The 25,006-nt window shown below is 59.8% G+C and carries 23 protein-coding genes; 2 read left to right on the forward strand and 21 right to left on the reverse strand.

The window, feature by feature from the left end; all coding sequences use genetic code 11:
- Positions 1 to 38: 38 nt before the first annotated feature.
- The 6 genes from FH975_RS09060 to FH975_RS09085 form a co-directional block, all read right to left on the reverse strand.
- Positions 39 to 1,598: an acyl-CoA synthetase gene (locus FH975_RS09060; RefSeq protein WP_162321086.1), complete on the reverse strand. Its 1,560-nt coding sequence runs from the start codon at positions 1,596 to 1,598 to the stop codon at positions 39 to 41.
- Positions 1,599 to 1,729: 131 nt separating this feature from the next.
- Complete coding sequence (locus tag FH975_RS09065; RefSeq protein WP_162321087.1) at positions 1,730 to 2,740, reverse strand: ABC transporter substrate-binding protein; 1,011 nt, start codon at positions 2,738 to 2,740, stop codon at positions 1,730 to 1,732.
- A gap of 97 nt (positions 2,741 to 2,837) precedes the next feature.
- The gene (locus FH975_RS09070) at positions 2,838 to 3,311 is read right to left on the reverse strand and encodes a MaoC family dehydratase (protein ID WP_162321088.1); all 474 of its coding nucleotides are present in this window, start codon (positions 3,309 to 3,311) and stop codon (positions 2,838 to 2,840) included.
- 136 nt (positions 3,312 to 3,447) lie between these two features.
- Positions 3,448 to 4,644, reverse strand: a complete 1,197-nt coding sequence (locus FH975_RS09075) for an acyl-CoA dehydrogenase family protein (protein WP_162321089.1) — start codon at positions 4,642 to 4,644, stop codon at positions 3,448 to 3,450.
- Positions 4,637 to 5,566, reverse strand: a complete 930-nt coding sequence (locus FH975_RS09080; protein WP_162321090.1) for an amidohydrolase family protein — start codon at positions 5,564 to 5,566, stop codon at positions 4,637 to 4,639. Before FH975_RS09080 ends, FH975_RS09075 begins: the two co-directional genes overlap by 8 nt.
- A 32-nt stretch (positions 5,567 to 5,598) precedes the next feature.
- A complete protein-coding gene (locus FH975_RS09085; protein ID WP_162321091.1) occupies positions 5,599 to 6,528 on the reverse strand; it encodes an SDR family NAD(P)-dependent oxidoreductase in 930 nt (309 codons plus the stop codon).
- 129 nt (positions 6,529 to 6,657) lie between these two features.
- On the opposite strand from FH975_RS09085, the gene FH975_RS09090 reads away from it, so the two are divergent.
- Entirely contained in the window at positions 6,658 to 7,158 is a 501-nt protein-coding gene (locus tag FH975_RS09090; protein ID WP_162321092.1) for a MarR family winged helix-turn-helix transcriptional regulator, read from the forward strand.
- 46 nt (positions 7,159 to 7,204) lie between these two features.
- On the opposite strand, the gene FH975_RS09095 is transcribed toward FH975_RS09090, so the two are convergent.
- From FH975_RS09095 to FH975_RS09165, 15 genes are all read right to left on the reverse strand, one after another.
- Complete coding sequence (locus FH975_RS09095) at positions 7,205 to 8,002, reverse strand: ABC transporter ATP-binding protein (RefSeq protein WP_235928637.1); 798 nt, start codon at positions 8,000 to 8,002, stop codon at positions 7,205 to 7,207.
- A 150-nt stretch (positions 8,003 to 8,152) separates the two neighbouring features.
- The gene (locus tag FH975_RS09100; RefSeq protein WP_162321094.1) at positions 8,153 to 8,926 is read right to left on the reverse strand and encodes an ABC transporter permease; all 774 of its coding nucleotides are present in this window, start codon (positions 8,924 to 8,926) and stop codon (positions 8,153 to 8,155) included.
- On the reverse strand, positions 8,923 to 9,774 hold the full coding sequence (locus tag FH975_RS09105; protein ID WP_162321186.1) for an ABC transporter permease: 852 nt from the start codon (positions 9,772 to 9,774) through the stop codon (positions 8,923 to 8,925). Before FH975_RS09105 ends, FH975_RS09100 begins: the two co-directional genes overlap by 4 nt.
- Positions 9,775 to 10,294: 520 nt before the next feature.
- Positions 10,295 to 12,190, reverse strand: coding sequence for an FAD-binding monooxygenase (locus FH975_RS09110; RefSeq protein WP_162321187.1), 1,896 nt, complete (start codon positions 12,188 to 12,190; stop codon positions 10,295 to 10,297).
- Complete coding sequence (locus FH975_RS09115) at positions 12,190 to 12,984, reverse strand: HpcH/HpaI aldolase family protein (RefSeq protein WP_162321095.1); 795 nt, start codon at positions 12,982 to 12,984, stop codon at positions 12,190 to 12,192. Before FH975_RS09115 ends, FH975_RS09110 begins: the two co-directional genes overlap by 1 nt.
- The gene (gene hpaH / locus FH975_RS09120; protein ID WP_162321096.1) at positions 12,969 to 13,754 is read right to left on the reverse strand and encodes a 2-oxo-hept-4-ene-1,7-dioate hydratase; all 786 of its coding nucleotides are present in this window, start codon (positions 13,752 to 13,754) and stop codon (positions 12,969 to 12,971) included. The genes FH975_RS09115 and hpaH overlap by 16 nt, the downstream gene beginning before the upstream one ends.
- A gap of 15 nt (positions 13,755 to 13,769) precedes the next feature.
- Entirely contained in the window at positions 13,770 to 14,879 is a 1,110-nt protein-coding gene (hpaD, locus tag FH975_RS09125; protein WP_162321097.1) for a 3,4-dihydroxyphenylacetate 2,3-dioxygenase, read from the reverse strand.
- Positions 14,880 to 14,920: 41 nt separating this feature from the next.
- Complete coding sequence (gene hpaE, locus FH975_RS09130) at positions 14,921 to 16,426, reverse strand: 5-carboxymethyl-2-hydroxymuconate semialdehyde dehydrogenase (protein ID WP_162321098.1); 1,506 nt, start codon at positions 16,424 to 16,426, stop codon at positions 14,921 to 14,923.
- A gap of 35 nt (positions 16,427 to 16,461) precedes the next feature.
- On the reverse strand, positions 16,462 to 17,121 hold the full coding sequence (locus tag FH975_RS09135) for a GntR family transcriptional regulator (RefSeq protein WP_162321099.1): 660 nt from the start codon (positions 17,119 to 17,121) through the stop codon (positions 16,462 to 16,464).
- The gene (locus tag FH975_RS09140) at positions 17,121 to 18,560 is read right to left on the reverse strand and encodes a fumarylacetoacetate hydrolase family protein (protein ID WP_162321100.1); all 1,440 of its coding nucleotides are present in this window, start codon (positions 18,558 to 18,560) and stop codon (positions 17,121 to 17,123) included. The genes FH975_RS09135 and FH975_RS09140 overlap by 1 nt, the downstream gene beginning before the upstream one ends.
- A gap of 161 nt (positions 18,561 to 18,721) precedes the next feature.
- Entirely contained in the window at positions 18,722 to 19,549 is an 828-nt protein-coding gene (locus tag FH975_RS09145; protein WP_162321101.1) for a nuclear transport factor 2 family protein, read from the reverse strand.
- A gap of 78 nt (positions 19,550 to 19,627) precedes the next feature.
- Positions 19,628 to 20,623 carry a VOC family protein gene (locus FH975_RS09150; RefSeq protein ID WP_162321102.1) on the reverse strand — a complete coding sequence of 332 codons (996 nt, stop codon included), beginning with the start codon at positions 20,621 to 20,623 and terminating at the stop codon, positions 19,628 to 19,630.
- A gap of 44 nt (positions 20,624 to 20,667) precedes the next feature.
- On the reverse strand, positions 20,668 to 21,729 hold the full coding sequence (locus FH975_RS09155; RefSeq protein WP_162321103.1) for a PrpF domain-containing protein: 1,062 nt from the start codon (positions 21,727 to 21,729) through the stop codon (positions 20,668 to 20,670).
- Positions 21,716 to 22,426 carry a 4-carboxy-4-hydroxy-2-oxoadipate aldolase/oxaloacetate decarboxylase gene (locus FH975_RS09160; RefSeq protein WP_162321104.1) on the reverse strand — a complete coding sequence of 237 codons (711 nt, stop codon included), beginning with the start codon at positions 22,424 to 22,426 and terminating at the stop codon, positions 21,716 to 21,718. Before FH975_RS09160 ends, FH975_RS09155 begins: the two co-directional genes overlap by 14 nt.
- Entirely contained in the window at positions 22,423 to 23,178 is a 756-nt protein-coding gene (locus tag FH975_RS09165; protein ID WP_162321105.1) for a PIG-L deacetylase family protein, read from the reverse strand. Before FH975_RS09165 ends, FH975_RS09160 begins: the two co-directional genes overlap by 4 nt.
- Positions 23,179 to 23,594: 416 nt before the next feature.
- On the opposite strand from FH975_RS09165, the gene ligM reads away from it, so the two are divergent.
- Positions 23,595 to 25,004, forward strand: coding sequence for a vanillate/3-O-methylgallate O-demethylase (gene ligM / locus FH975_RS09170; RefSeq protein ID WP_162321106.1), 1,410 nt, complete (start codon positions 23,595 to 23,597; stop codon positions 25,002 to 25,004).
- The last annotated feature ends 2 nt before the right edge of the window (positions 25,005 to 25,006 follow it).

Here is a 25,006-nt window from a genome sequence, read left to right on the forward strand (position 1 = left end):
TCACGACCCTGTAGACCCCGGACACAGCATCAAGTCGCCTATTTTGCGTACATCTTCCTTAGATCAGGTTTGCGAATTTTCCCGGAGGCGGTCCGGGGCATTGACTCAACAAAGACAACCGACTTGGGCACCTTGTACCGAGCGAGCTTTCCATCAAGGTGATTCAGCACTTCCTCCTCTGTCAGCTCATGACCCTGCCGCACCTCAATCAAAGCGCGTGGGACCTCCCCCCATTTGGTGTCCTCCACTCCAATGACAGCGACGGCCGCAACCGCCTCCAATGAGCTAATCTGCTGCTCTACCTGAGCCGGGTAAATGTTCTCTCCGCCGGAGATGATCATGTCCTTGAGCCGGTCTGAGATGAAGAGAAAGCCCTCGTCGTCAAAATAGCCCATGTCTCCGGTCTTGAGCCAGGTTGCGTTTTCGTCGCGAACGAACGACGACGCTGTCGCGTCCGGACGGTTCCAGTATTCGGCGATGACATTGGGGCCGTGGACCTGAATTTCCCCAACTTCTCCGGGAGCACACGGTTCTCCATCGGCGTCCACCACTCTTACGTCTGTGTGGAAGTGGGGGAGTCCGCCTGAGCCCTGTTTTGAGCGCGAATAGGCGGGGGGCAGGCTGGTTGCTCCCGGGGAGGTCTCTGTCATCCCGTACCCCATCGTGAAGGCTAATCCTCGATCCTCATAGGCCTCCAGCACGCGCAGCGGTACAGCCGAGCCTCCGCAGGTCAGATTGCGCAGCGAGGAGATATCAGTGCTGTCCCAATCCGGATGCTCACAGAGCAGTTGGAAGGTGGTGGGGACACCAGAGATGTTGGTGACCCCGTGCTCCTCAATCAGCGCGAGCACTCTGCCTGGCTGAAAGCGGCGCTCGAGAATGACACACCCGCCTTTGAGCAACACCGGAAGTGTTCCCTGCCCTAGTGCAGCCACGTGAAACAGCGGGGCAATCATCAGGGCAACATTGCTGCTGGCGATGTCGAAGTCCGTCAAGACATTGATCGCGTTCCAGGTGAGGTTTCCATGTGTGAGCATCGCCCCCTTTGGATTACCGGTGGTTCCCGAGGTGTACAGGATGACCGCAAGGTCCTCGTGGGAGACCTCCACGTCGGGACGATCAAGGGTTCCCGAGCTGAGCACATCCTCAAACGCTTCGGCAGGAACTGGGAACTCCAGACTTTCGCCGCGCTCAGGCGGACCGTCTTCAACGGTGACAACCCTCTCCACAGCCGTCTCACGGGACCCCGCGGCGGCCAGTAGTTGCAGCGTGGTCGAGCTCACCAGCATCTTGGCCCCCGAGTCGCGCAGTGCGAACTGCACCTCAGGAGGGGCCAGACGAGTGTTGAGAGGGACAAATACGGCGCCCAGGCTCCCTACGGAGAACAACGTCTCAATAAAAGAGGCGGAGTTCTCACCCAAATACGCCACTCGGTCGCCGGGCTTGATCCCTCGGTCAGCCAAGGCGTTCGCCAGCTGGTCGATGCGATCGGCCAATTCGTCGTACGTCTGTTCTCCTGTGGCGCTGATCAGCGCCGTCTGGCCGCGGGATCGCACTCGACGGCGGTGAATCCAATCACCCAGACCGTGGTTTTTCATACTGTGGACTCCTGTCTACTGGAATTGCTCATCATGCATCATGCCGAAATGACACTGACCTCCACGTTGGTCGCTTCACCGTTCCGCGCTCCCGCGGCAGACTGCCCGCCTACAAGTTGTGTGAGCCAGAATCACTCACCTTCGAAATAGAGTGAAGCGGGATCCGGTACATCATTGATGAACCCGAACTTGACCATGAGCTCTCCGGCCTCTTCGAGCTGTTCGGTGCGGATCTCGGCGTCGAACTCCTCCAAGGGAAGATTCTCAGCGGCTTCCTCCGGGAGGTCTATGAACTCCGGCAGGAGCGCACGCACACCGTCTGAATCGTCCTCAGCGGCCTGGAGCGCCTCAGTCATGGCGTCGCTGAACGCCTGAGCGATTTCTGGGTTCTCTTCGACATACTCAGCGGAGCTGAAGCTCACCATCGTGGGCATTCCCGGAATCGAGTCCTGGAAAGAGTAGCCAACGAGCTGATTTTCGTCACTGGAGAGGGAGTTGCTCAGGAAGGGCTCGGGGACCCAGATGGCATCAGTGTTGCCTTGTTCCAACTGTGCCTCCATATCCGGGAAAGGCATCTCGGAGAAGTTCACAGCATCTGGATCACCGCCGGCCTGCTCCACGGCTTCCATAATCGTCAGGTCACCCTGTGTTTGAAGTGCGTTGATTGAGACTGTCTGACCCTCGAGGTCTTCCCAGCTCTCGATGCCGCTATCCGCCGTGGTGACCACTCCGGCGATGTCATCGCCTTCAGCCATGGAGTTGGAGTAACCGGTGATGATCTGCATCTCCAGACCCTGGTCATTGGCGTTGAGCACTGAGTTGGGATTGCCGATTCCAAATTCCAGCTGCTGGGTGTTCACCGCGGGGAGCATCGCTGCGCCGCCACTGGAGGTGGTGAGTTCGACGTCGAGCCCGTGCTCCTCGAAGATGCCATTTTCGATGCCGTAGTAGATTGCGCCGGACGGGGCGATGGGCAGCACACCGACGTTGATTTCCGTCAGGTCACCGTTTTCACCCGCAGCGTCAGCATCGTTCTCAGTATCGGTATCGGCGTCTTCAGCCGGTGAGCCTTCACCACATGCGCTGAGGGCGAGGACGCCCACGGCGAGGAGTCCGGTGATGGACGTGATGTTCTTCTTCATGACTGCTCCTTCATAAACCGGGTCGCAGCGTCGCGGCCCGTATGGATTTGATAATGAGTCAAGCGATTGTTGCGTGTGTTCGGGGGAGGTACCCCGATCACGGATAGAAACGCGCAAGGAAGGTCGCGATGACGGCTGGACGCTCCTGACCCTCAACCTCGAAGCTGGCGTCCACCACCAGGTGCAGACCCCCACCCTTGACCTCCTGGACGTCTCGAATGGTGCCGTGCATACGCACTTTGGAACCGACTTTGACAGGGGCCGTGAAGCGCACCTTGTCCAAGCCGTAGTTCAGTTTGGTGCTGACATCGGTGACGTCGAAGAGTTCGCCCCAGAACGGGATGATCAGCGACAGTGTGAGAAACCCGTGGGCGATCGGCGCCCCGAAAGGTCCATCCTTGGCCCGTTCCGGATCCACGTGGATCCACTGATGATCGTCGGTGGCGTCGGCGAAAGTGTCGATCATCTCCTGCGTGATCTCTCGCCAAGCCGTCGTTCCCAAGTCGGTGCCGGCTGCCCCACGGGCATCCTCAAAGGATACGACGGTGCGTGCTGGATTGGTCTCAGTCATTCTGCTCCCCTTCTGGTCTCAATGTGATACGGATCACACTTACTTATGGATATGCGTCTTCCCGGGTGAACTTTCTGCCGGGTCAGGTTGGGCGCTGGTGCCTAGTTTCTGTGGCTCTGCGACTCTGGAAGGTGGGTCAGGTGAATGCCCCCACTCCGGTCACGGCCCGCCCCACGATCAGTGCGTTTATCTCGTGGGTGCCTTCATACGAGTAGATGGCTTCAGCATCAGCATGAAACCGGGCGACATCGGTGTCCAGAGTGATTCCGTTGCCGCCACACACTTCGCGGGCCAGCGCAACGGTCTCGCGCAGGCGAAGCGACGTGTACATTTTCGCCAACGCAGAGGCCTCGTCACGGTATATCCCGGCAGCCTGTTGCTCGGTCAACTGGACGACCATACCGAGCGAGGCGGTGAGATTGCCAAGCATGATCGCGAGCTTTTCCTGAACGAGCTGAAACCCCGCGATTGGCCGACCAAACTGCTTCCGGCGTTGCACGTAGGTCAGCGCAGCCTCATAGGCACCGGCCATGGCACCTGTCGCCATCCAGGACACGTCAGACCGCATGCGCCGCAAGCACGCTGCGACGTCGGAGAAGCTGTTGATCCTCTGGAGTCGCGCGCTGTCCGAAACCCGAACCTGCTCATAGGTGATGTCTGCGTTCTGCATGATGCGCAGCGAAGCCTTGCGCGGAATGTTCTCCACGAAAACCCCTTCGGCCGAGACCGGTATCAGGAAGCACTTGACCCGCTGATCGGCGGTGTCTCGCGCGAAGGTCGCGACGACATCAGCAGCTGCCGCTCCTCCGATCCAACGCTTGGTGCCGGTGATCGTCCATTCCTTTGTCACTGGGTCCTGTGTCGCTTCCGTGGCGAGGCCGCCCGCCACGTCCGAGCCGTGATCGGGTTCAGTGAGCCCGAAGACCCCAGTTAGCTCGTGGGTGACAATCTTCGCGTCGAGCTCGCGTGCCTGTTCCGGAGAGGCGCCCACTGCACAGACAGTTCGGAACAGGCTTGCCTGCGCGTTGTAGTAGGTCCCTACGTTTATGTCACACCGTGCGAGTTCAAAATTCCGGAACCCAAGGAAAATCTCGCGTAACGGCTCTCCGGCCTCGCGTAGTGCTGGAGGGTCCATCAGTTCCAGACTGCGCAAGGGTGCGACGATCTCCTCGGGGAAACGCGCCTCGTCCCAGGCTGCGTTGAGGTGTGGATGGACGTCTTCGGCCAGCACCCGGCGCAGGTTCGTGATCACTGTTCGCTCCGCCTCAGTGAGACGTTCCGCGAAGCCGTAGAGATCAGAAGGGATGACACTTCCCTTCACTGGTTCACGCATCACTCGCACCGTGATTGCGGGCAGCCGTGCCAGCGCCGGGCTGCCCCAAACCGAGGAGCTCCACCGCATTGTCTTTCAGAATCCTGGGCCGGACCTCATCCTTGATGGGTAGGGCAGCGAAGGCGTTCAGCCACTTGTTCGGGGAGATGAGCGGATAGTCGGTGCCAAACAGAAGCTTCCGGGACAGGATGTTGTTCGCACTGCGGACCAATGCCTCGGGGAAGTACTTGGGCGACCATCCTGAGAGGTCAATAAACACATTGGACTTATGTGTAGCGATCGAGATGGCCTCATCCTGCCAAGGCACCGACGGGTGGGCCATGATGATAGGGAGCCCAGGAAAATCTGCCGCGACGTCGTCCAATAGCAGCGGGTTGGAGTACCTCAGCTTTAGCCCTGCACCGCCCGGTGTCCCGGCGCCCATGCCGTTCTGGCCAGTGTGGAAAACCAGCGGCACGCCGAACTCTTGAAGAGTCTCCCAGAGGGGATAGTACTGCTCATCAGAAGGGTCAAAGCCCTGCACAGTGGGGTGGAACTTGAAACCACGAACACCCAAATCCTCTGCCTGACGCCGGGCCTCCGGGATCGCCGCTGAACCGAGGCGGGGATCCACCGACCCAAAGGGAAGCAGCACATCGTTATTGCGCAGGCAGCCTTCGACGAGATCGTCGATTGAGTTTGGTTCGTGCTTCATCTGGGTTCGCGCATCCACGGTGAAGACCACGGCCGCCATCCGATGCTGACGATACAGTTCGGCGATGCGATCGACCGAAGGCGTGCGCTCGTCAGTCTTGAAGTACTTCGCGGAGGCATCGAAGAAAAGCTGTGGCAGCGCTCGACGTCCCGCTGAGTCCTGCTCCAGGTGAACGTGGGTGTCAACCGCCTCAATGGCGGTCACGTCAATGGCTGATTCGTAGCGCATCAGTACCTCTTCTCATGGTCTCGGCGGATAAATTAATGGGTAGGCTCCGGTTGCAGCTCGGAAGGAAGCTCCGGCATCGACTCACCCACCGATTGGAGGTGACCCTCCAGAATGCTGCGTCCCTGTTCCATCAGCGTCGCGTAGTCCCACCCGCCGTCGTGGTACTCCTGTGCGACTGGTTCCGGGTGGCTCCAGACCTGCAGGCGGTCTCCACCAGCACCGATGACCTGACCGGTAATTCCGTCCACTGCTTCAGAGGCCAGGAAGGCGACGACGCCGGCGGCATCCTTCGCCGTCCCGAAACCAAGCTTCTTGCGGAAGAAATCGGGCATGGGCTCACCCCGCTCATCGGCCTCAACTGCTTTCTGGAAGTACGGCACGGTCTTCGTCATCGCGGTTGCAGCTACCGGGATAACCGCGTTGACACTGACTCCCGCGCGCTTCATCTCCAAAGCCCAGGTGCGCACCATGCCGACGATGCCGGCCTTGGCCGCGGCGTAGTTCGTCTGACCGAAGTTTCCGCGCTGGCCAGTTGGAGAGCCGACACAAACAACACGGCCGGGGACGCCCTGCGTCTTAAAGTGGCTGAATGCTGCCCGAACACAGGTGAAGGTTCCCTTCAGGTGGACATTGATCACAGCGTCGAAGTCATCATCAGACATCTTCAGCAGCGATTTATCACGGAGAATGCCGGCGTTAGTCACCAGAATGTCCAAACTGCCGAAGGTGCTAACAGCTGCCTCGACCAACCGCTCTGCGGTCTCGGTAGAACCCACTGGCGCTACGACTGATGTGGCTTTGCCGCCAGCCGATTCAATAGACTGCACCGCCGCATCGGCGTGAGTCTGGTCCACATCATTGATGACGACTGCAGCGCCTTGCGCGGCGAGCTCTTGGGCATATGCCAGCCCCAGGCCGGCACCCGAGCCGGTCACGATTGCCACTTTGCCTTGCAACGACATAGTCACTCCTTTTGTATGAATTGCAGCCTATGCTTACTGTGATACATCTCACTTGATAATATTGAAAAAGTCAATCGTTTGCCTTCTCATCCGTCCAGTCGGACTTCCGACACCCCGCAAGGAGCACTCATGTCCCCCTCGACCCCCGGCACAGCAGCTGTCGCGGCCTCTCAGACTCGACCAACTCCTGACGGCGAGGGCGCCAGCCGCTTTCAACAATCCGCGCTGGCACAGGAGGTCGCGTTTCTCACTGCGCGGTCCCGGAGCAGAGGTAATGCACTGGCCAACCAGATGCTGGTCGACCTGGATCTCAAAGTCAGGCACTACGCAGTGCTGGCCATGGCGTGCTCCGGAACCAATCCCAGCCAGCGCGAGTTGGGCAGTTTTCTGGACTTGGATCCCAGCCAGGTGGTTGCGCTGGTCGATGCACTCGAGCATCGGGAGCTGATCCGCCGAGCCCCTGATCCGCGCGACCGTCGCTCGAAGATTTTGATCGCCACTGATTCTGGACATGATCTCTACACTCGTGCCTCCGAAAGGACCCGAGCAGCGGAAAGACAGCTGCTGACGGCACTGACCCCTCAGGAACAGGACGAGCTTCGAAGGCTGCTGGCCAAGATCGTCTTCTGACAGGCGAAACCTACGGCGCGCTATGGGCTTTGCAGGAGGCACCGTCCTAGCTGTGAGCGACGGCATCTTCTGGGCGGAACCCCTTCTTGGCCAGTTGAATCTGCTCGTACACGTGGTGTCGGAGTTCAGAGAAACGCTGGGACGACCTGGTCTCCAGCTGGTCCCGCTCATCGGGAAGATCCACCAGCACATCTTCCTGAACTATCGTCGGCGATGAGGACAGGATGATGACCCGCTCACCCAGATACACTGATTCGTCAATGTCATGGGTGACGAAGAGGATCGAAACCCCAAGCTTCTGCCATACGCCACGCACTAGGTCTTCGAGGTCGGCCCGGGTCTGGGCGTCCACGGCGGCGAATGGCTCGTCCATGAGCAGCACCTCGGGCTGATAGGCGACTGCTCGCGCGATAGCGACGCGCTGCTGCATTCCTCCAGAGAGCTGCCATGGGTACGACTTGGGCACGTGCGAAAGTCCCACGGCATCGAGTGCCTCCTCGACCAGATGGTGACGCTTGGACTTGTCCATGCCCTGATTTTTCAGGGGGAGCTCCACATTCTCTGCCACACGCAACCAAGGGAACAGAGAACGGCCGTATTCCTGAAACACCACAGCCATGGACTTCGGCGGGCCGGTGACCTGCTGCCCGTGCAGGGTAACCTCGCCAGCGGTGGGCTCCATCAAGCCGGCGATACATTTGAGCAGCGTGGTCTTCCCGGATCCGGATGGGCCCACCAGGCAGGCCAGCTGGCCCTTGGGGAGGTCGAAAGTGACGTTCCTGATCGCCTCCATGTCACCAGCGTCGGTGTGGTAGATCTTCTTCAGATTCTGCACAGAGAGCATCGGTTGCTCATCGGGAATAGTCTTTCCCACCGGGATGCGTCCATCTGGTGTCTCATCAACTCTGGACTGGCTGACGACGGGGTTCGTGGGGTGTTTGTGTTCGGATGTCATCTCCGAATCCCTTCTCTCAATATGAAACGTGTCATGTGCTCAGGCGGACTGTTCGATCTCACGCAGTCCGTGGTACCAACCCAGAATCCAGCGTTCGGCAAGCTGGAAGATGAAGGACATCAGCACCCCGATGAATCCCAAGAGGGCTATGCCTGACCACATCTCTGGGATGGCGAAAGAACGCTGGAACTGCACGATGGCGAATCCCAGGCCTTCGGTGGATGCGAACATCTCGGAGATCACCATGAGGATGAGTGCGATAGACAGGGACTGCCGGATGCCCGCCATGATCTGCGGCATCGCCGAGGGCAGGATCAGGTAGCGCACAGTGTTAACCCTGTTCATCCCGTATGTGCGACTGGTGTCGGCCAGCACCTCGTCCATTGAACGCACACCTTCAATGGTGTTGAGCAGGATCGGCCACACTGCACCGAGCACGATGACCGAGACCTTCATGTCGTCACCAACGCCGACCAGCAGCATGAGAACCGGGATCAGGACGGTGGGAGGGATCGCGCGGAAGAACTCCAGAGTGGGTTCCAGCAGGGCCCGCAACCAGCGGAAGGAGCCGATCAGCAGACCTCCAACTATGCCCACCACGATCGACAACGCGATCCCAACGATCAGTCGTCCCAATGAAGGGAAGACATCGCCGAGGAAGCGGTCGGCGGTCCAGGTGTTGATGAAGGTTTCAACGAGTTGCTGGGGAGTAGGGATGAAGAAGTTCGGTTCGCCGAGCGTGCTAATGAACCAAATGAACAGCAGAATTAGCGGAAGAGCCACTATATGCAGGGCACTGCGAATATATTTCATGCCGCCACCTCCGTGCGGACCGATGAGTGCCAGGAGAGAACCTTGCGCTCAATCATTCTCATCACCAGGTTGATCAGGACCCCGAGCAGACCAGTTGCCAACACAAGTGCGTACATGGCCACGTAGTTACCTCCGGATTGCGCGCTGGCGATCTCCGCCCCCAACCCTGGAGTGCCAATCACCAGTTGGGCGGTGATCGCCAGAATCAGCGCCACAGCGGCCGCCAGGCGAACCCCGGTCATGAGGTAGGGCAAAGCGGTCGGGAAAATGACATAACGGATTCGAGCTACCGGCCCGAGCCCGTAGGAGCGAGCTGTGTTCATGGCGACTGCATCCACGTCCGCCACGCCGTAGAGCACCTGAATGAGTACCTGCCAGAAACACGCGTAGACGATGAGCATCAGTGATGACTCAATATCAAAGCCAAAAAGCAAGACAGCGAGCGGGATCAGCGCCACCGAGGGGACCGGGCGAAGAAACTCGATCGTTGAGTTTGTGAAGCGCCGCAGGAATGGGGACGTGCCGATGATGAAGCCCAGCACGACGGCGAGGGCCACGGCGATGACCATGCCCAGTGCCCAAGCATGCATCGTGTCAAGGACCGCGATCCAGAATTGAGTGAGTCCGAAGTTGCTGATGAGACCACCGATGGCTTCTGAAGCCGGCGGCATGAAGCGCTCATTGACGAAACCGGTGCGGGGCACGATCTCCCAGGTCAGCAGCATTCCTAAGACTCCGGCGGCGCCAAGCAGTCGGGTACTCCAGCCGCGACGTCGCTGCCGTCGGGCCCGTCCCGGACCAGAGGTTGTTGCCCGTCCGGTCGCGCCGGTCTGCGCCACCGAGGACATTGGTGCTGCCGGGTCGGGGCGTGTGGCAACGTCCAAACCCGCAGAAGTTGAGCCACCTGCGTGGCGTCCGGGAACACCGCCGCGGTGATCCGACCTACCGGAGGACTCCCACCGGTGCAGGCGATGCGCCTCCTCCTCGCGAGTCTCAGGGGTTTTTCTCCGGGGTTCCGGCCCCGGGTTCACGCTTTCATCGGTCATTGACGACCCCCTTGTGCACGTTCTCGGACACCGCACGTCGGGACCGTCTGAACTGTGATTCGCAACACATGTGACTCAGCTTACGCGCAAATCACCTATCGTTCAATATTTCAATGGTTGCAATTATCAATGATGCATAGCTCTCACGTGAGACTTCTCATCTGAACACTGACCAGGGCACCAGGGGCATCCGAAAACCATAAGAGGAAGCGCACCAGGCCCACGCACAGGTTTTACCTCGCCTTGTCAGATATACCTACCGCTTTGCGGCGTGGTAATCCCGGTAAGGCGAGGTAAAACCTGCGGAGAGGAGCCCGGCGGACTATTTCCCGGGGCCGGTAAAGACTCCAGCGAAGAACTCAGCGAGCTCCTCGGTGGCCGTTAGCGGTAGGACATGTGCCACGTACTGGTCTGGGCGCACCACAACCACCGCGCCATCAGCGCTGATGCCGCGTTCTGCAAAGATGCTCTCCTCGGGGTGCTGCCCGAAGACATTGTTGAGGTAGACCAGGCGGAACGGGCCGACCCTGGGTGTGAACACCGCAGGCTGAGCATCCATTTCGATCTCTTCATGACGCTGCTGGTAGACGACTTTGGTGTCGAATACTGCGTCGTCGTCCCCTCCCGGTGGGGTAAAACGGACTCTTGGTGAGTCGGCGGAAGTCTCGAACCACTGTGCCCAGTGACTTAGCTTCGACACGTCTCCCGGGCCTGGGGCGTCGGCGAAGACGTAAATCCGCCAACGACCGTCTGCGGTGGCAAGATGCCCCAGGTGCAGAGGATTTCCGTCGCAGACTCTAGAAACCCGGGCAGACTTGAACCGTTTGCCCACCGTGTAGCCGGATGCGACATCCTGATAACGGGCATCTCCGGTGATCATGGAGGGCTTGTATTCGGTCATAAAACCCGCGGGGAACTCGAAGGTCTTAACGTAGAAGTCTTCCAGCACTGACGGGTCGTCCAACTCTTCAGGCTTCTTTGCCATCAGGGTAGACCATTCCTTGTCAAAGTCGATGAGGTTCTGAGCTACCTCCTGCCGCTCCTCCGAATAGGTGTCCAAGAGCGATTCAGCGCTCCGCCCTGTGAGCACCTGGCCGAGTTTCCACGCTAAATTGAACCCGTCCTGCATGGACACGTTCATCCCTTGCCCTGCTTTGGCGCTATGTGTGTGGCATGCATCGCCTGCTATAAAGACTCGCGGCGAGCGTTGGCCGATGAAGTCATCGGGGACGTCGTCGAACTTGTCAGTCACCCGGTGGCCGACTTCGTAGACGCTGTGCCAGGCCACATGTTTCACGTCGAGGGTATAGGGATGAAGAATGGTGTTCGCCTTAGCAATGACGTCATCCAGGGTGGTCTGACGTATTCGGCCGGCGTCGTCTTCGGCGACCTCACCGAGGTCCACGTACATGCGGAAAAGGTGACCGCCCTCCCGAGGGATGAGCAGGATGTTTCCGCCAGAGCGCGACTGGATGGCGCATTTTCGCCTGATGTCTGGAAAATCCGTCACCGCAAGAGTGTCCATCACACCCCAGGCGTGCTTTGCAGTGTCTCCCTTAAGCGTCCTTCCGATGCTCCGCCGGACGCCACTGCGAGCCCCGTCGGCCCCCAATACGTATTTGGCCCGAACTGTGCGCTCTTGGCCGTCGCGTTCACCTGCCACATGGCGAACGCGTACTTGCACCGGATAGTCAGGGGCCTCGGTGACCTCGAGTCCCAGGAATTCGACGCCAAAGTCGGGTGTAATCCGGGAGGGGGACCTCTCCATATACTCTGCAAAGTAATCCAGCACTCTGGCCTGGTTGACAATGAGGTGGGGGAATTCACTGACGCCGTGTTCGTCATCGAGGCGCCGCGCAGTTCGCATGATGTGATCGAGGTTTTCTGGGTTCGGCTTCCAGAACGCCATCTCCGAGATGCGGTAGGCCTCGTTGGTGATCTCGTCGGCGAAGCCGAAGGCCTGGAATGTTTCGACGCTACGCGCTTGGATGCCGTCGGCCTGGCCCACCTCCAGGCGTCCCGGTCGACGCTCAATGATCCGGGTATTAATCCCAGGGTACCGAGATAGCTGGGCAGCGGCGATCATACCGGCGGGCCCGGTACCGACAATGAGGACATCCATCGTGTCGGGCAGTTCCTCTGGCCGTTCTAGGCCGTTGCCCTCCGGGGCCAGGATCCTGGGGTCGCCCGTAACGTAACCATGGTGATGAAAATGCATCATGACCCCTTTCGAGATCCAGTCGGGATGAAATCGGCCGCGAGAGTCTCTGAACCACGGGCCAGCAGAGCGACGTCAGCCCCGACGAGAACCCATGATGCTCCGGCGTCGACGTACTGGCGGGCAAGCGCCGGGTCGAAGGCGTTTACCCCTGCTGGTTTTCCGGCGGCGGAGATCGCAGAGAATGCATCTTTGACGCTGCCGACAACGTCGGGATGGTTTTGCTGTCCGATCAGCCCCATGGAAGCCGCCAGGTCGCTGGGTCCGCAAAATAAGCCGTCGATCCCCTCTACCGCAGCGATCTCGGCGGCGTGATTGATGCCCTCTACAGTTTCGACCTGCACGAAGATCGAAACGTGTTCCGCGCCATTGGACAAGTAGTTCTCAACTCGGTTCCAACGCCCGGAGCGGGCGAGAGCACTGCCGATGCCGCGGATTCCGCGGGGTGGGTACTGGGCCATCGCCGCGATGCGCTCAGCCTGCTCAGCCGACGAAACCATAGGGACAAGGATGTTCTGCACCCCGAGATCCAAGACTTGCTTAATCACTACCGGCTCGCCCGCGGGGACCCGCACCATCACTGAGGGCGGGTATCCGGAGACGGCGTGCAGTTGGGCGAGCACTGACTCTAGCCCGTTCGGGGCGTGTTCCATGTCGATCAGCAACCAGTCGAGACCGGCCCCAGCCATGATCTCGGCAGCCACCGGCGACCCGGAGCAGATCCACCCGCCGTAGAGCGTTCTCTGCGCCTGCGCGAGTTCCTGACCAAATGGGGGTTTCAGTTGAAGCGGCATGTGACAGTTCCCATCGGTCCGTAGTCGCAGAGCACGCTGTCGCCGGCCTCGACCCACATGGGGCGGGTGAAAGAACCGGCCAAGATCATCTCCCCCGGGGTAAGCGCGTCGCCGTGGGCAGCGAGCTTATTGGCCAACCAGGCCACCCCTGTGGCGGGGTGATTCAGTACGGCAGCCGCCACGCCGGACTCCTCGATCGTTTCGTTACGGTACAACAGCGCTGAGACCCAACGTAGGTCGACGTCGTGGGGCTTGACCGGGTTCCCGCCGTAGACCATGGCGCCCATGGCTGCGTTGTCACTTATGGTGTCCACGATCGTCCGGCCTTGCATATCTATGCGCGAAGAGAGGATCTCCAAGGCGGGAACCACGTAGGCGGTGGCATCCATAACGTCGAAGACGGTCACATCTGGGCCAGTGAGCGCCTTCCCAAGAACGAACGCGAGCTCTACTTCGATCCGCACGTTGGAGAACATGCTGTGTTCGATCACAGAACCGTTTTCGTAGACCATATCGGCGAAGATTGCCCCGTAGTCAGGTTCGGTGATGCCCGTGGCAGCCTGCATGACCTTGGAGGTCAGACCGATCTTGCGGCCGACCGGACGGCGCCCGGACTCAATGCCGCGTCGGCGCCACTGGTTCTGCACCGCATAGGAGTCCTCGATCGTCATGTCCGGATAGCGCCCTGTCAGCAATGGCACTGTGGTGCGGTCCTTCTCCGCCTGAGCCAACTCGTCAGCGATCGCAGTGATGGTGTCTGAAGAAAGCATGAGTCCCTAGATCCTCTACAGCTGGTTGCCGAGTTTGTATTCGCCCTTTTTCCATTCGGGCATGGAATCTTCATCATCCTTGCGGGTGTAGGAGAATCCGTCTGCCCCGATCGTGACGTCCATTTCGGAGTCATCGGTGCGCTCAGTTGTGGGCACGGGACGACCTTCAAGGTCCAACACAGTGGAAGCCTCGGTGTACCAGGAGGGCACTACGGGGTTGCCCCACCAGTCGCGGCGCTGGTTGTCGTGAACGTCCCAAGTGACCACTGGATTGTCCGGGTCCCCGGTGTAGTAATCCTGTGTGTAGATTTCTATACGATGCCCGTCAGGGTCCCGGAGATAGAGGTAGAAGGCGTTGGACACACCGTGCCGTCCTGGGCCGCGTTCGATGTGATCAGAGAGCCTCAGCGCACCGAGCTTGTCACATATGGCGAGGATGTTGTGTTTCTCATGAGTTGCGAAGGCAACATGGTGCATCCGTGGGCCGGCTCCCCCTGTCATAGCAGTGTCATGCACGGTGGACTTGCGGCGCATCCAGGCAGCGTAGGTTGTTCCCTCGTCGTCGCGGATATCTTCGGTGACCCGGAAACCCAGGTCTTCCATAAACCCCACGGCCTTGGGCACGTCAGGAGTGACCTGGTTGAAATGATCAAGACGGACCAGGGATCCGGGAGTGTAGAGGTCATACCGCCAGGCCAGGCGATCCACGTGCTCCACATCGTGGAAGAACTCGTAGGGGAACCCTAGTGGGTCCTGGACTCGGACGGAATCGCCAATGCCCTTGACGAAGCCTTCGGACTTTCTGACAACTGGGCAGCCGAGCTCTCGGTAAAAGGCCTCCGCCTTGTCCAGATCCTCAGGACTGCGGACCCGGTACGAGAACGCCGCCACGGCCGCCTCATCTCCCTGCCGCAAGACCAGGTTGTGGTGGATGAACTCTTCCATGGAGCGCAGGTATATGGCGTCGTCGTCTTCTGCTGTGACCACTAGATCCAGCACGTCTACGTAGAAGTCGCGTGAGCGCTTCAGGTCCGTGACGATCAGTTCCATATACGCGCACCGGAGTACGTCTGGTGCGGGTGACTGCGGGGTGGGGATACTGCCGGAGGGGGCGTATGTAGTCATATCAGGCGTCCTTGCTCTGTTCTGAAGGCGAGTGGGTGGAATCAGTCTGCTTTGCCGAAGACCGGGTTGTGCACCTCTCCGAGGTTGATGTGCACAGCCTGCTGGTCGGTGTAGAAGTCGATGGAGCGGTATCCCCCTTCGTGACCGAGACCTGAGGCTTTTACGCCGCCGAAAGGGGTGCGGAGGTCGCGAACATTATTGGAGTTCAGCCACACCATGCCGGCTTCAACCGCCTGTGCGAAGTTATGCGAGCGCTTCAGATCATTAGTCCACACGTAAGCGGCGAGGCCATACTTGGTGTTGTTCGCTAGCTCAAGCGCTTCCTCTTCAGTGTCGAAGGGGGTGATGGCCACCACGGGTCCGAAGATCTCCTCCTGAAAGATTCGAGCCTGGGGAGGCACATCGGCGAAGACCGTGGGCTGGATGAAGTTTCCGGTCTCGAAGCCTTCGGGTCGGCCCCCTCCTGCGACCAGTCGCGCCTCAGTTTTGCCCAACTCCACATAGGAGGAGACCTTTCCGAAGTGTTCAGGATGGACCAGGGCGCCAACTTCGGTGTCGGAGTCGTGCGGGAACCCTACTTTGACCCGTTTGGCCTGTGCGGCATAGCGGTCGACAAACTCGTCATAGATGCTTCGCTCAACAAGGATTCGGGAACCTGCCGTGCAGCGTTCGCCATTGAGTGAAAACACGCCGAAGATTGTGGCGTTTACGGCCGCTTCGAGGTCGGCATCAGCGAAGACTATGGCAGGAGATTTCCCTCCCAGCTCCATCGACAGGCCCTTCAGATGGGGAGCCGCGTTGGCGAAGATGAGCTGACCGGTGCTGGATTCGCCTGTGAAAGAAATCAGCGGCACATCTGGGTGTTTCACCAGCGCGTCACCAGCCTGCTCCCCAATGCCGTGTACCAGGTTGAACACGCCGGTCGGAAGGCCTGCCTCTTCGAAGATCTCGGCCCACAGTCCCGCTGAGAGGGGGGTGAATTCAGCCGGTTTGAGCACCACAGAGTTTCCGGTTGCCAGCGCAGGGGCGAGTTTCCAGCTCTCTAGCATGAAGGGTGTGTTCCACGGGGTGATCAGCCCCGCCACCCCGATAGGCTTCCGATTGACGTAGTTGGCTTGCTGGCCCGGGACTTTGAAGGCGTGATCGTGCTGGGCAACAATCAGGTCGGCGAAGAAGCGGAAGTTTTCCGCCGCACGCTTTCCTTGACTCCGTGCCTGAGTGATCGGCAGTCCGGTGTCGAAAGTTTCCAGCTCAGCCAGCCGAGCCCCCCGCTCTTCCACAATATCGGCGATCTTGTGCAGCACACGGGAGCGCACCCTTGGGAGGGCAGAGGACCAGGTCCCTGCCGCGAATGCTCTCGAGGCAGCGGCGACAGCCGTGTCGACATCGGCGGCTTGGCCAGCGGCTGCGTGGATGTAGGTCTCATTCGTGACGGGGTTAATTACTTCGAAAGTCTCTCCGTCGCGGGAGTCGACGAATGCGCCATCGATGTAGTGCTGGATCTTCGCCGGGAGGTCTAACGGAATGTGCGTCTCATACTGTGCCATGGGCTGCTCCTTGGTGATAACTCTGGTCTGCGTGGTCAGTGAGTGTGGTGGCTGAACGCTTCGACAGTGCGCCACTTGTGCCGCCGGACTGTCATCTCGATCTTCGTGGGGTCAGCATCTTCGCGGATTAGCCGCAGGATGTGATCGTGCTCCTCCACTGAGTGGGGGGCTCGGTTGGGGACAAAGCTGAATGTTGAACTGCGCAGACCGGCCATGCGCTCCCACCCACGGTCCACGAGCATGGAGATGTGGCTGTTGGGGCAGCGGTGACAGATCGCGCGGTGGAACTTCTCGTTCATTGTGGTGAAGACCGCGGGGTCAAAGTCGGCGAGCATAGCGCGCATCTGATCGTTGATGCTCTGGGCGCGGGCGATATCTTCTGCTGTGATGTGCGGCAGGGCGAGCGCGGTGGCCGCACCCTCCAATACCCCGAGGCTCTGCATAGTTTCGACATACTCAGGCTCATCGACCATAGCGACCCGTGCCCCCACATTGCGTTCGAACTCGACGAGTCCTTCCGCCTCCAGTCGGCGCACCGCCTCCCGGACGGGGACAACGCTGACACTCAGCTCGGCGGCGATGCTGCTGAGCACTAGTCGGTACCCGGGGTTGAACTCGCGCTTGAGAATGCGTTCGCGGATCCAGTCATAGGTGAGCTGGGATTTGCTGGTGCGTTGAACGTGCGGTCCCGGCACTATGCGTCGCCACCCTGTTCAGCCTCGAAGCGCTTGCGCCAGTGGGCATTCATGGGAAAGAGCTCTTCGACCGATCCACCCTGTTTCACCTGCTCGGCGATCCAAGCGTCCTCATTTTCCTGGGCGAGTGCAGCATCGGCCACTTCCTCTGCCAGGGCCGGGGGAATGACGACGACGCCATCGTCGTCGCCCACGATGATGTCACCGGGTTGTATCGAGGCACCTCCGCAGACGACGGTCAGGTCGGCGTCCCATGCGACGTGTTTGCGACCCAGCACGGCCGGATGAGCGCCGAGGCTGAAAACCGGAAGACCGATCTCCGCAACCGTCGTATAATCCCGCACCCCTCCGTCGGTGACCACGCCTGCAGCCCCCCGCGCGGTGGCGCGAAGGGCCAAGATATCCCCAAGGGTGCCGGAGCCCGACTCGCCTCGAGCTTCAATCACAATGACCTCATCTGCGTCCACAGAGTCGAAGACCCGCTTCTGAGGGTTGAAACCGCGTCCGTGGGCTTTGAACAGATCTTCCCGATTGGCGATGAACCGCAGGGTCTTCGCCGTGCCGACCATCTTCACTGCGGAATTATTGGGCCGCACGCCCTCTACAGAAACGTTGTTGAGGCCGCGCTGACGCAGCTGCTGGGAGAGTCCGGCAGTAGGCGCCTTCAACAACTTGTCCTTCAACTCCCGACTCAGAGCAGGGGCTGGGCGAGGGAGGCCAGCCTTCTGCGCCGAGCCCCACGCCTCTTCACGCTGGAGGTCGTCCACGGCGGGTATCGCGCCAAGTGCCGGGTCGAAAGCGTCATCGCCTTCAACCACAGAGGAGGCCAGCCGGCCAGTGCTTATCCCGAGAGCGGGTGCGTCGACCTCCACCTCGACCACATCACCGAGGGCTGCCACCGACGCCCCCGCGGGAGTGCCGGTGAGGACGATGTCTCCCGGGTGAAGAGTGAGGTGTTGGGAGAGATCAGCGATCAACTGGGGCAATGGGAAGATCATACGGTCGGTGGTGTCGTCTTGGACGAGCTCACCGTTCTTCCACGTGCGTAGTCGCAGGTTCTCCGGAGAGACCGCTTGCGCGTCCAGATACTCAGGCCCTAGTGGGGTGTAGCCATCGCGGCCTTTATTCCGCAGGTTCGAGCCTTTGTCTGCTCCCCGCAGGTCGTACAGCCCCCAATCGTTCGCGGCAGTCACCCACTGAATATGATCCCACGCCGTCGCCGGGGAGACCCGTCGGGCCGCAGTCCCGATAACAAGGGCGACTTCACCCTCGAACGCCAGAAGCTCTGTTCCTATAGGCCGCTCGACAGCGTCTCCTGAGGCGGCTAGAGAGCTGGTCGGCTTAAGGAAGTACGAGGGGTTGCTCGGCCTGCGGCCACGCTCCTCGGCCCGAGATTGATAGCTGATGTGAACTGCGACGATCTTGCCAGGACTGATCATATTCCAGATCGTATATTATTCGAGGGCCGCAAGCAAGGGTTTTTTGTGGTGCGTCTCACAGGTGAAGAGCGCAACTCGAGACACATGGTTCCATCGTCCTCAGTGCAAGCTCCTTCCTAGGCGGGGCGGGTTGAACCTCGCGTGGGTGGCTCGGAGTTGCTTCAGTTTCCAATGTGCCGAACTTCGCTGCGACGAGCGACGCTGACCCGATTGATCTTTCCGTTCCTCAGTGCATAGTGGACGAACATGTCGGCCTCGTAAGACTCACCTGTAAGCAGCGGCCCTAAGACAAAGTCATGGGCGTCGTCAACCGCTGTAAATCGACATACGACATCAGCCGCGATGCCGCCCTCGTCGAGAATGACCGACCGCACGTCAATCTCCTCATGCACAGTGTGGTACATATTCTCGTAGAACCGTTTGACGGCTGCCTTACCGTGAAGTGGCTCATCGAAAGAGGGCAGCTTGACCTGGATCTCATCATCATAGAACTGAAGGAATCCGTCAGTGTCTTGGCTATTGAACGCCAGCACATAATTGAGATATGTCCGTTTTCCCAGAGTCCCGGTAGTGAAAGAAGTAGGGGGAACCGTGACCTCTCTGTTCGGAGCCCACGTTGCGGTCTTCAATGAAGAGATCTTGTCTCCACTTAACTGATAAAAACAGAAGAACTTCACGGTCATGTGCTCACCGGCTCGGAGGGGTCCAAACACGAAGTCCGGACGATCATCCGTCGCATGAAAGTCCATGTCCACCTCGACTGCGAGCTCGTTGTCCTCACGAGCAATAGCTTGATGTCGAAGAGTTTCGCGGACGCCGTTGTGGGCATTGTGCAGAAACGCGCGCAATTCCTCTCGTCCCTGCAGCGTCATACTGTTGCCAGCAAAGAACACATCTTCAGCAAAGAATCCGTCCACCAACGCGTCGTCGTCCCCCCGGTTAAAAGCTTCGACATACTCGTCATAGTCAAACCCAGTGTTCCGAGCCATGTGTATTCTCATTTCTCATAGACAGCCCGCAACGATCGCGATATCTAACAAGGTAAAATTCACGGACTGGAGCGGAATTTAGTGTTGGCCTTCTAAGGCCTTACGGTCAATTTCCTCTTGGTTCTCCACATAGGGGGTTCCGTGAGTGTGGAATGTGGCAACTGTCTTCATTCCCCACGCTTGCCCCTTGGCGCGCTCAGCCTGGCTCCACTCCACCACCGGCCAGTCGGGATCGAGGATGAGTCGCGCTTGGGCATTGGCGAACTCAATCCGGTTGCCGCCGGGCTCCCAGACGTACAAGAAGAATGTTTGGTTGATGGCGTGCTTGTAGGGCCCGTACTCTATGTAGATCCCGTTCTCCAGGCAGATATCGGCTGCTTTGAGGATGTCCTCGCGGGAATCCGGCGCGAACGCGAAGTGATGGAAGCGCCCCCGTTCCCCCGTCCAGTCGTCGGAGTACACGACATCGTAGGACTTCTGATGGAACCTGAACCACCAAGCCCCATAGCTTCCGCTGTCTAGACGGACGCGCTCTGACTCCCTTGCCCGCATGACATCGCGCCAGAACACGCCCGCAGCATCCACATCGCTTGCCAGATAGTTGATGTGGTCCATGCGCCGGGTGTTGATTCCGCGTCCGGGGTAGGCAGAGGCCTGATTCTTCAATGCCGGGCGGTCCTCCTCGTCGGGGACGTAATGCTCGGTGTCGTAGTAGATGCCCATCAGGTGCCCGTCGGGATCCTCGAACTCATAGGACCTGCCGACACCGACCTCAGGCTCCCGCCAGCCGTGTCCCAAACCAGCAGCTTCAATCGCGGCGACCCTCCGGTCGAGCGCCTCGGGGCTGGTGACGCGGAAGAGCGTACGGCCGACGCCGTTGGTGTGGGATGCGGTGAGCTTGAGCGTGTAGAGCTGGTACTCGTCCCAACACCGCAGGTAGACCGAGTCGCCGATGCGCTCCACCTCCCTCATGGCGCAGATGTCACGGAAGAAGTGAAGACTTTCCTCGAACTTCGGGGTGAAGAGTTCGATTCCGCCGACATGGGCGAGATCGAAATTATCGCTGGTGGCCATAGCTGGGTCCTCTCTGACAGGCTATTTGGCTGGTATTTGACACGTTACAGGCGCGGTCGCGCGAAGACGCGGCCGTCGAAAATCTTGCGGGCGGTACGAATGGACGTAGAGGTGCCACGCCACGATCCATCGGACGCACGTGAGACTTCCACGTTCACGGAGGACTTCCCGCCAGGATGCTCAATGTCATACTCAGTGGAGTCCGGAAGCTGCGACATCTCCGAGCCGACAGCCTCTGGAATACTCACCCCGGCCGCGACTGAGGCCGCCATGAGCACCCCGATCGACGTGTGCACACGGTGCGGAATGAAGGCGCGGGTGCCCACCACCCCGCCGTTGCGCGGAGGCGAGAGCAGGAAAACTTTGGGCACGGTCTGTGTCAAGACGTCCCCGAGACCCATCATCGGTCCCGCAGTCAGGCGTACGTGCTCGACCGAATCGCAAAGGTCCGATCGTGTTTCGAGTTCGGCGGGCGGCTCATCGCCCGCAACGCCGAACTCTGCGGCCCGGAGTAGGACGACCGGCATACCGTTGTCGATGAGAGTAGCGGAGTGGCCTGCGACCGTGTCCGACGTGTTCCCCGTCGGGAGGAGCGGTCGACCGCCACCGATTCTCAGCTCGACGCCTGCCGCGGTACCTGGGACCCCCTCGATTGCCAGCTCCCCGTCATAGTGGGGCATCCCATCGCGCAGCCGAAACCTCGCTGTGGCGAGATCGCCGGTGTTGATCAGACGAATGCGCACGGTGGCGAGCTCCCCATGTGCAGAGATGAGTCCTCGCTCCACGGCGAAAGCTCCGACTCCGGCAAGGAGGTTTCCGCAGGTTTGGGCGTCCGAGACCACGGGAGCATCCACCGCCACCTGTAGGAAGTGGTAGTCGATGTCGACGTCGCTGTCGTCGGAGGCGGAGACCACCGCCACCTTGCTCGTCAGCGGGTGCGCTCCCCCCAGCCCGTCAATCTGGCGGGGATCCGGACTCCCCATCACCCGCAAGAGAAGTTCGGCACGCTCCGCGGCGTCATCTGGCACATCCCCCGCCACAAAAAAGGCACCCTTTGAGGTGCCCCCCCGCATCAGCATGCAGCGAATGCCCTCATCGGCGGTCATGGGTTTCCTCGAACTCTGCCTGCGTCACATACTGCACGCCGAGGTCTGCCAGGACAGGGCGGAGGTTGTTAAGATCCATAGATATCTCGCCTGCCTCGAAACGCACCCGATTCGCCGCCTCCTTCGCTGCGCGCGCCTGCGAGGCCTCGAGAGCCTCCGCGGCACGCTCACGCGGGACAATGGTCACCCCGTCGTCGTCGGCCACCACAATATCGCCGGGTTCCACCACCGCTCCGCCCAGAACGATCGGCACGTTCACCGAGCCAGCAGTGTCCTTCACAGTCCCCTGTGCGCTCACCTCGGCCGTCCAGGCCGGAAATCCCATGGCCCGCAATTCCTGGGAGTCGCGCACACCGCCGGATGTCACGTACCCCCGCACCCCGCGCCTCTGCATCTGAGTCGCCATCAGGTCGCCGATGAAACCGAAGGGGGACTCGGTCGTGGGGACAACGACGATGACATCGCCATCGTGGGCCTGCTCAATGGCGGCATGCACCATGAGATTGTCACCTGGCGCCGCCTGTACGGTGACGGCTGTGCCTGAAATCCTCACGCCCTGCTGTATGGGTCGGATACGCGGACCGGCGTACCCGGCGCGTCCGAGCGCCTCATGAACGGTCGCCGAACCGAACTCGGCGAGAGCCCTGGCTATCTCAAGATCGGCGCGGACGATGTCGGTGACGACCACGTGTGTCATTCCAGCACACTCGCCACCTGTGGAAGGTGCCGCATGTAGGCCTCACCCATGGTCTCGTGTGAGAGTCCTAGATTCGGGCCAGCGTTCCGCTTGACCTGCACGCCGCGGCGGACTGCAAGGTCGGTGTAATAGGACCACATGTGCTTTTGCGCCGGAAGACACTCCATCGCTTTCCGCTTCAGGGGGAATGCCTCAGTGATGTCGAGCAGGACGCTGGGACTGAAACCACACTGTTCGGGTTGGTGCGGTTCAAAGAAGAAGACTGGAGGCGCGCCAATGATGTCGTCCGCAGTGGGGAAGGAGCCGTCTGCGTTCGCGACGCCGATTGCTTGCGCGAGAACACGCGCTTCAAGTGCCATGCGCGCAGCGGTTGGGTGATCGCCATTGTAGGGGTCAGCGAGAGTGTGGGTCAGCACGACCGACGGTTGCACACGTCGGTAAACGTCGATGAGCTGCGCGATAGCCTCCGGTGACTCGCGCAGAGGATAGTCCCCGAGGTCCAGAAACTCGATCTCGGCGCCCAGCGCCGACGCTGCGGCCTCAGCCTCGTCGCGACGGAGTCCCTTGATCTCGTCGAGGCTCTTGCCCTGTAACCATTGGCTAGCCGACTCACCGCGTTCGCCATAGGAAAGGCACACCACGACGGCCCGTTCACCCCTCTGGGTGGCTGCGGCAATGGCTCCGCCTGCTCGCCATACGAAGTCACCGGCGTGAGCACTGATGACCAGGAGCGATTTCTGGTTCTCTGACATGGAGTCCTATTCGTTGTCGACGGCGTTGTCACCAACAATGATGTAGAGCTGCGATGTGATTTCCACCGGCGTGTGCTCTCCAATTAGCAAAACACAAGGTCCTGCAATGGTCAACGCACTCACAACGGCTACCCAGAAGAGCAGGAGAGGCATGAGTTGAGTGGTCGAGGACCATTCGCGACAAACGTCTCGCACCTAATGGCGTCTTTTGTCTGATGCCGTGAATATGTCTAGAACCTAGTCTAATTGTGAGTCATGTCACTTCATCTACGTGATGTATCCACGAGTGACGCCTTGTCTAGCAGCCGCAGGCCATCCCGAACGAAACTCAGTCATCTGCGCTCAGGGCAATGTCTCGCGGCCGACGTTCGGGGGCGTCCGCAACATGCTAACTGTGTCAGCGAAAGGAATATGAGATGTCCACCAAGACACTGCAGGACGTGCTGGATGCTTCAGGGGACGTAGTGGAGCACCTTCGCAACGTTCAGGTCGGGGCATATGTGTACCCGGTCGTCGCGGCGGAGTTCACCAATTGGCGAAGTGAGGTTCAGGCGTGGCGTGAGAGCGCAGTGCTCTTCGACCAGTCCCACCATATGGACAGCCTCTACATTAAGGGCTCGGATGCGCTGAAATTGATATCTGACACCGGTATCAACTCGGTGGCAAACTTCCCGCTCAACAAGGCCAAGCAGTTTGTTCCAGTCACTCCGTATGGCCATGTCATTGGCGATGGCATTCTCTTCCGAGAAGCTGAGGACGAGTTCGTCTACGTTGGCCGTAGCCCCGTCGCGAACTGGCTCACGTTTCGTGCCGAAACCGGCGGCTACAACGTGGACCTGACCGTGGACCGCCGCTCTCCATCCCGGCCCATGGGAAAACCGGTAAGCCGCCAAGAGTGGCGCCTGCAAATCCAAGGTCCTCATGCCTGGGATGTCATCGAGAAAGTCCACGGCGGACCACTGGAACAACTCAAGTTCTTCAACATGAGCTGGATGAACGTTGGTGGTAAGCAGGTCCGCACTTTGCGACACGGGATGGCGGGCGCTCCTGGTCTGGAGCTCTGGGGCCCTTATGAAGACTACGACTTCATAAGGGAGACCATCATTGGGGCTGGTGCGGAGTTTGGTTTGGTGCCCGCCGGCGCCCGGGCCTACTCCTCTAACACGTTGGAATCCGGATGGATACCTTCCCCGCTACCAGGAATATATTCCGGTGGGGAGTTAGCTGATTATCGCAAGTGGCTCGGCGCTGACAGTTACGAGGCCAACTCCGCGATCGCGGGCTCCTACGTTCCGGCGTCTGTGGAGAGCTACTACAGCACTCCATGGGAGCTCGGCTACGGCCAGTTCATTAAGTACGACCATGACTTCATTGGTGCTGATGCTCTCAAAGCTCTGGACCCTGCTGCTCAGCGCAAGAAAGTCACGCTGGCCTGGGACGGAGACGATCTCGCCACTATTCACGCCTCGATGTACCAGAAGGAAAACCTTCCCTACAAGTTCTTCGACCTTCCCAACGCCAATTACGGTGCTTCGAACTTCGACTCGATTGTCAATGAGTCCGGTGACATTGTCGGCTTGTCTATGTTTACTGGTTACAGCTGGAATGAGAAGCGCGCACTGTCTTTGGCCGTTGTTGACCCCGAGGTCGAGATTGGGTCTCAGCTAAAGGTGGTGTGGGGTGAACCTGATGGTGGAACAGCAAAGTCCTCCGTGGAGGCGCACCGCCAATATGAAGTCGGTGTGGACGTCAGCCCGGCACCATTTTCCGAAGTAGTCCGCCAGACATACACCGACGGTGGGTGGCGCAAGAAACTGAGCAGCTGAGT

The sequence above is a fragment of the Nesterenkonia haasae genome, from assembly GCF_010119385.1.
GTDB classification, from domain to species: Bacteria; Actinomycetota; Actinomycetes; order Actinomycetales; family Micrococcaceae; genus Nesterenkonia; species Nesterenkonia haasae.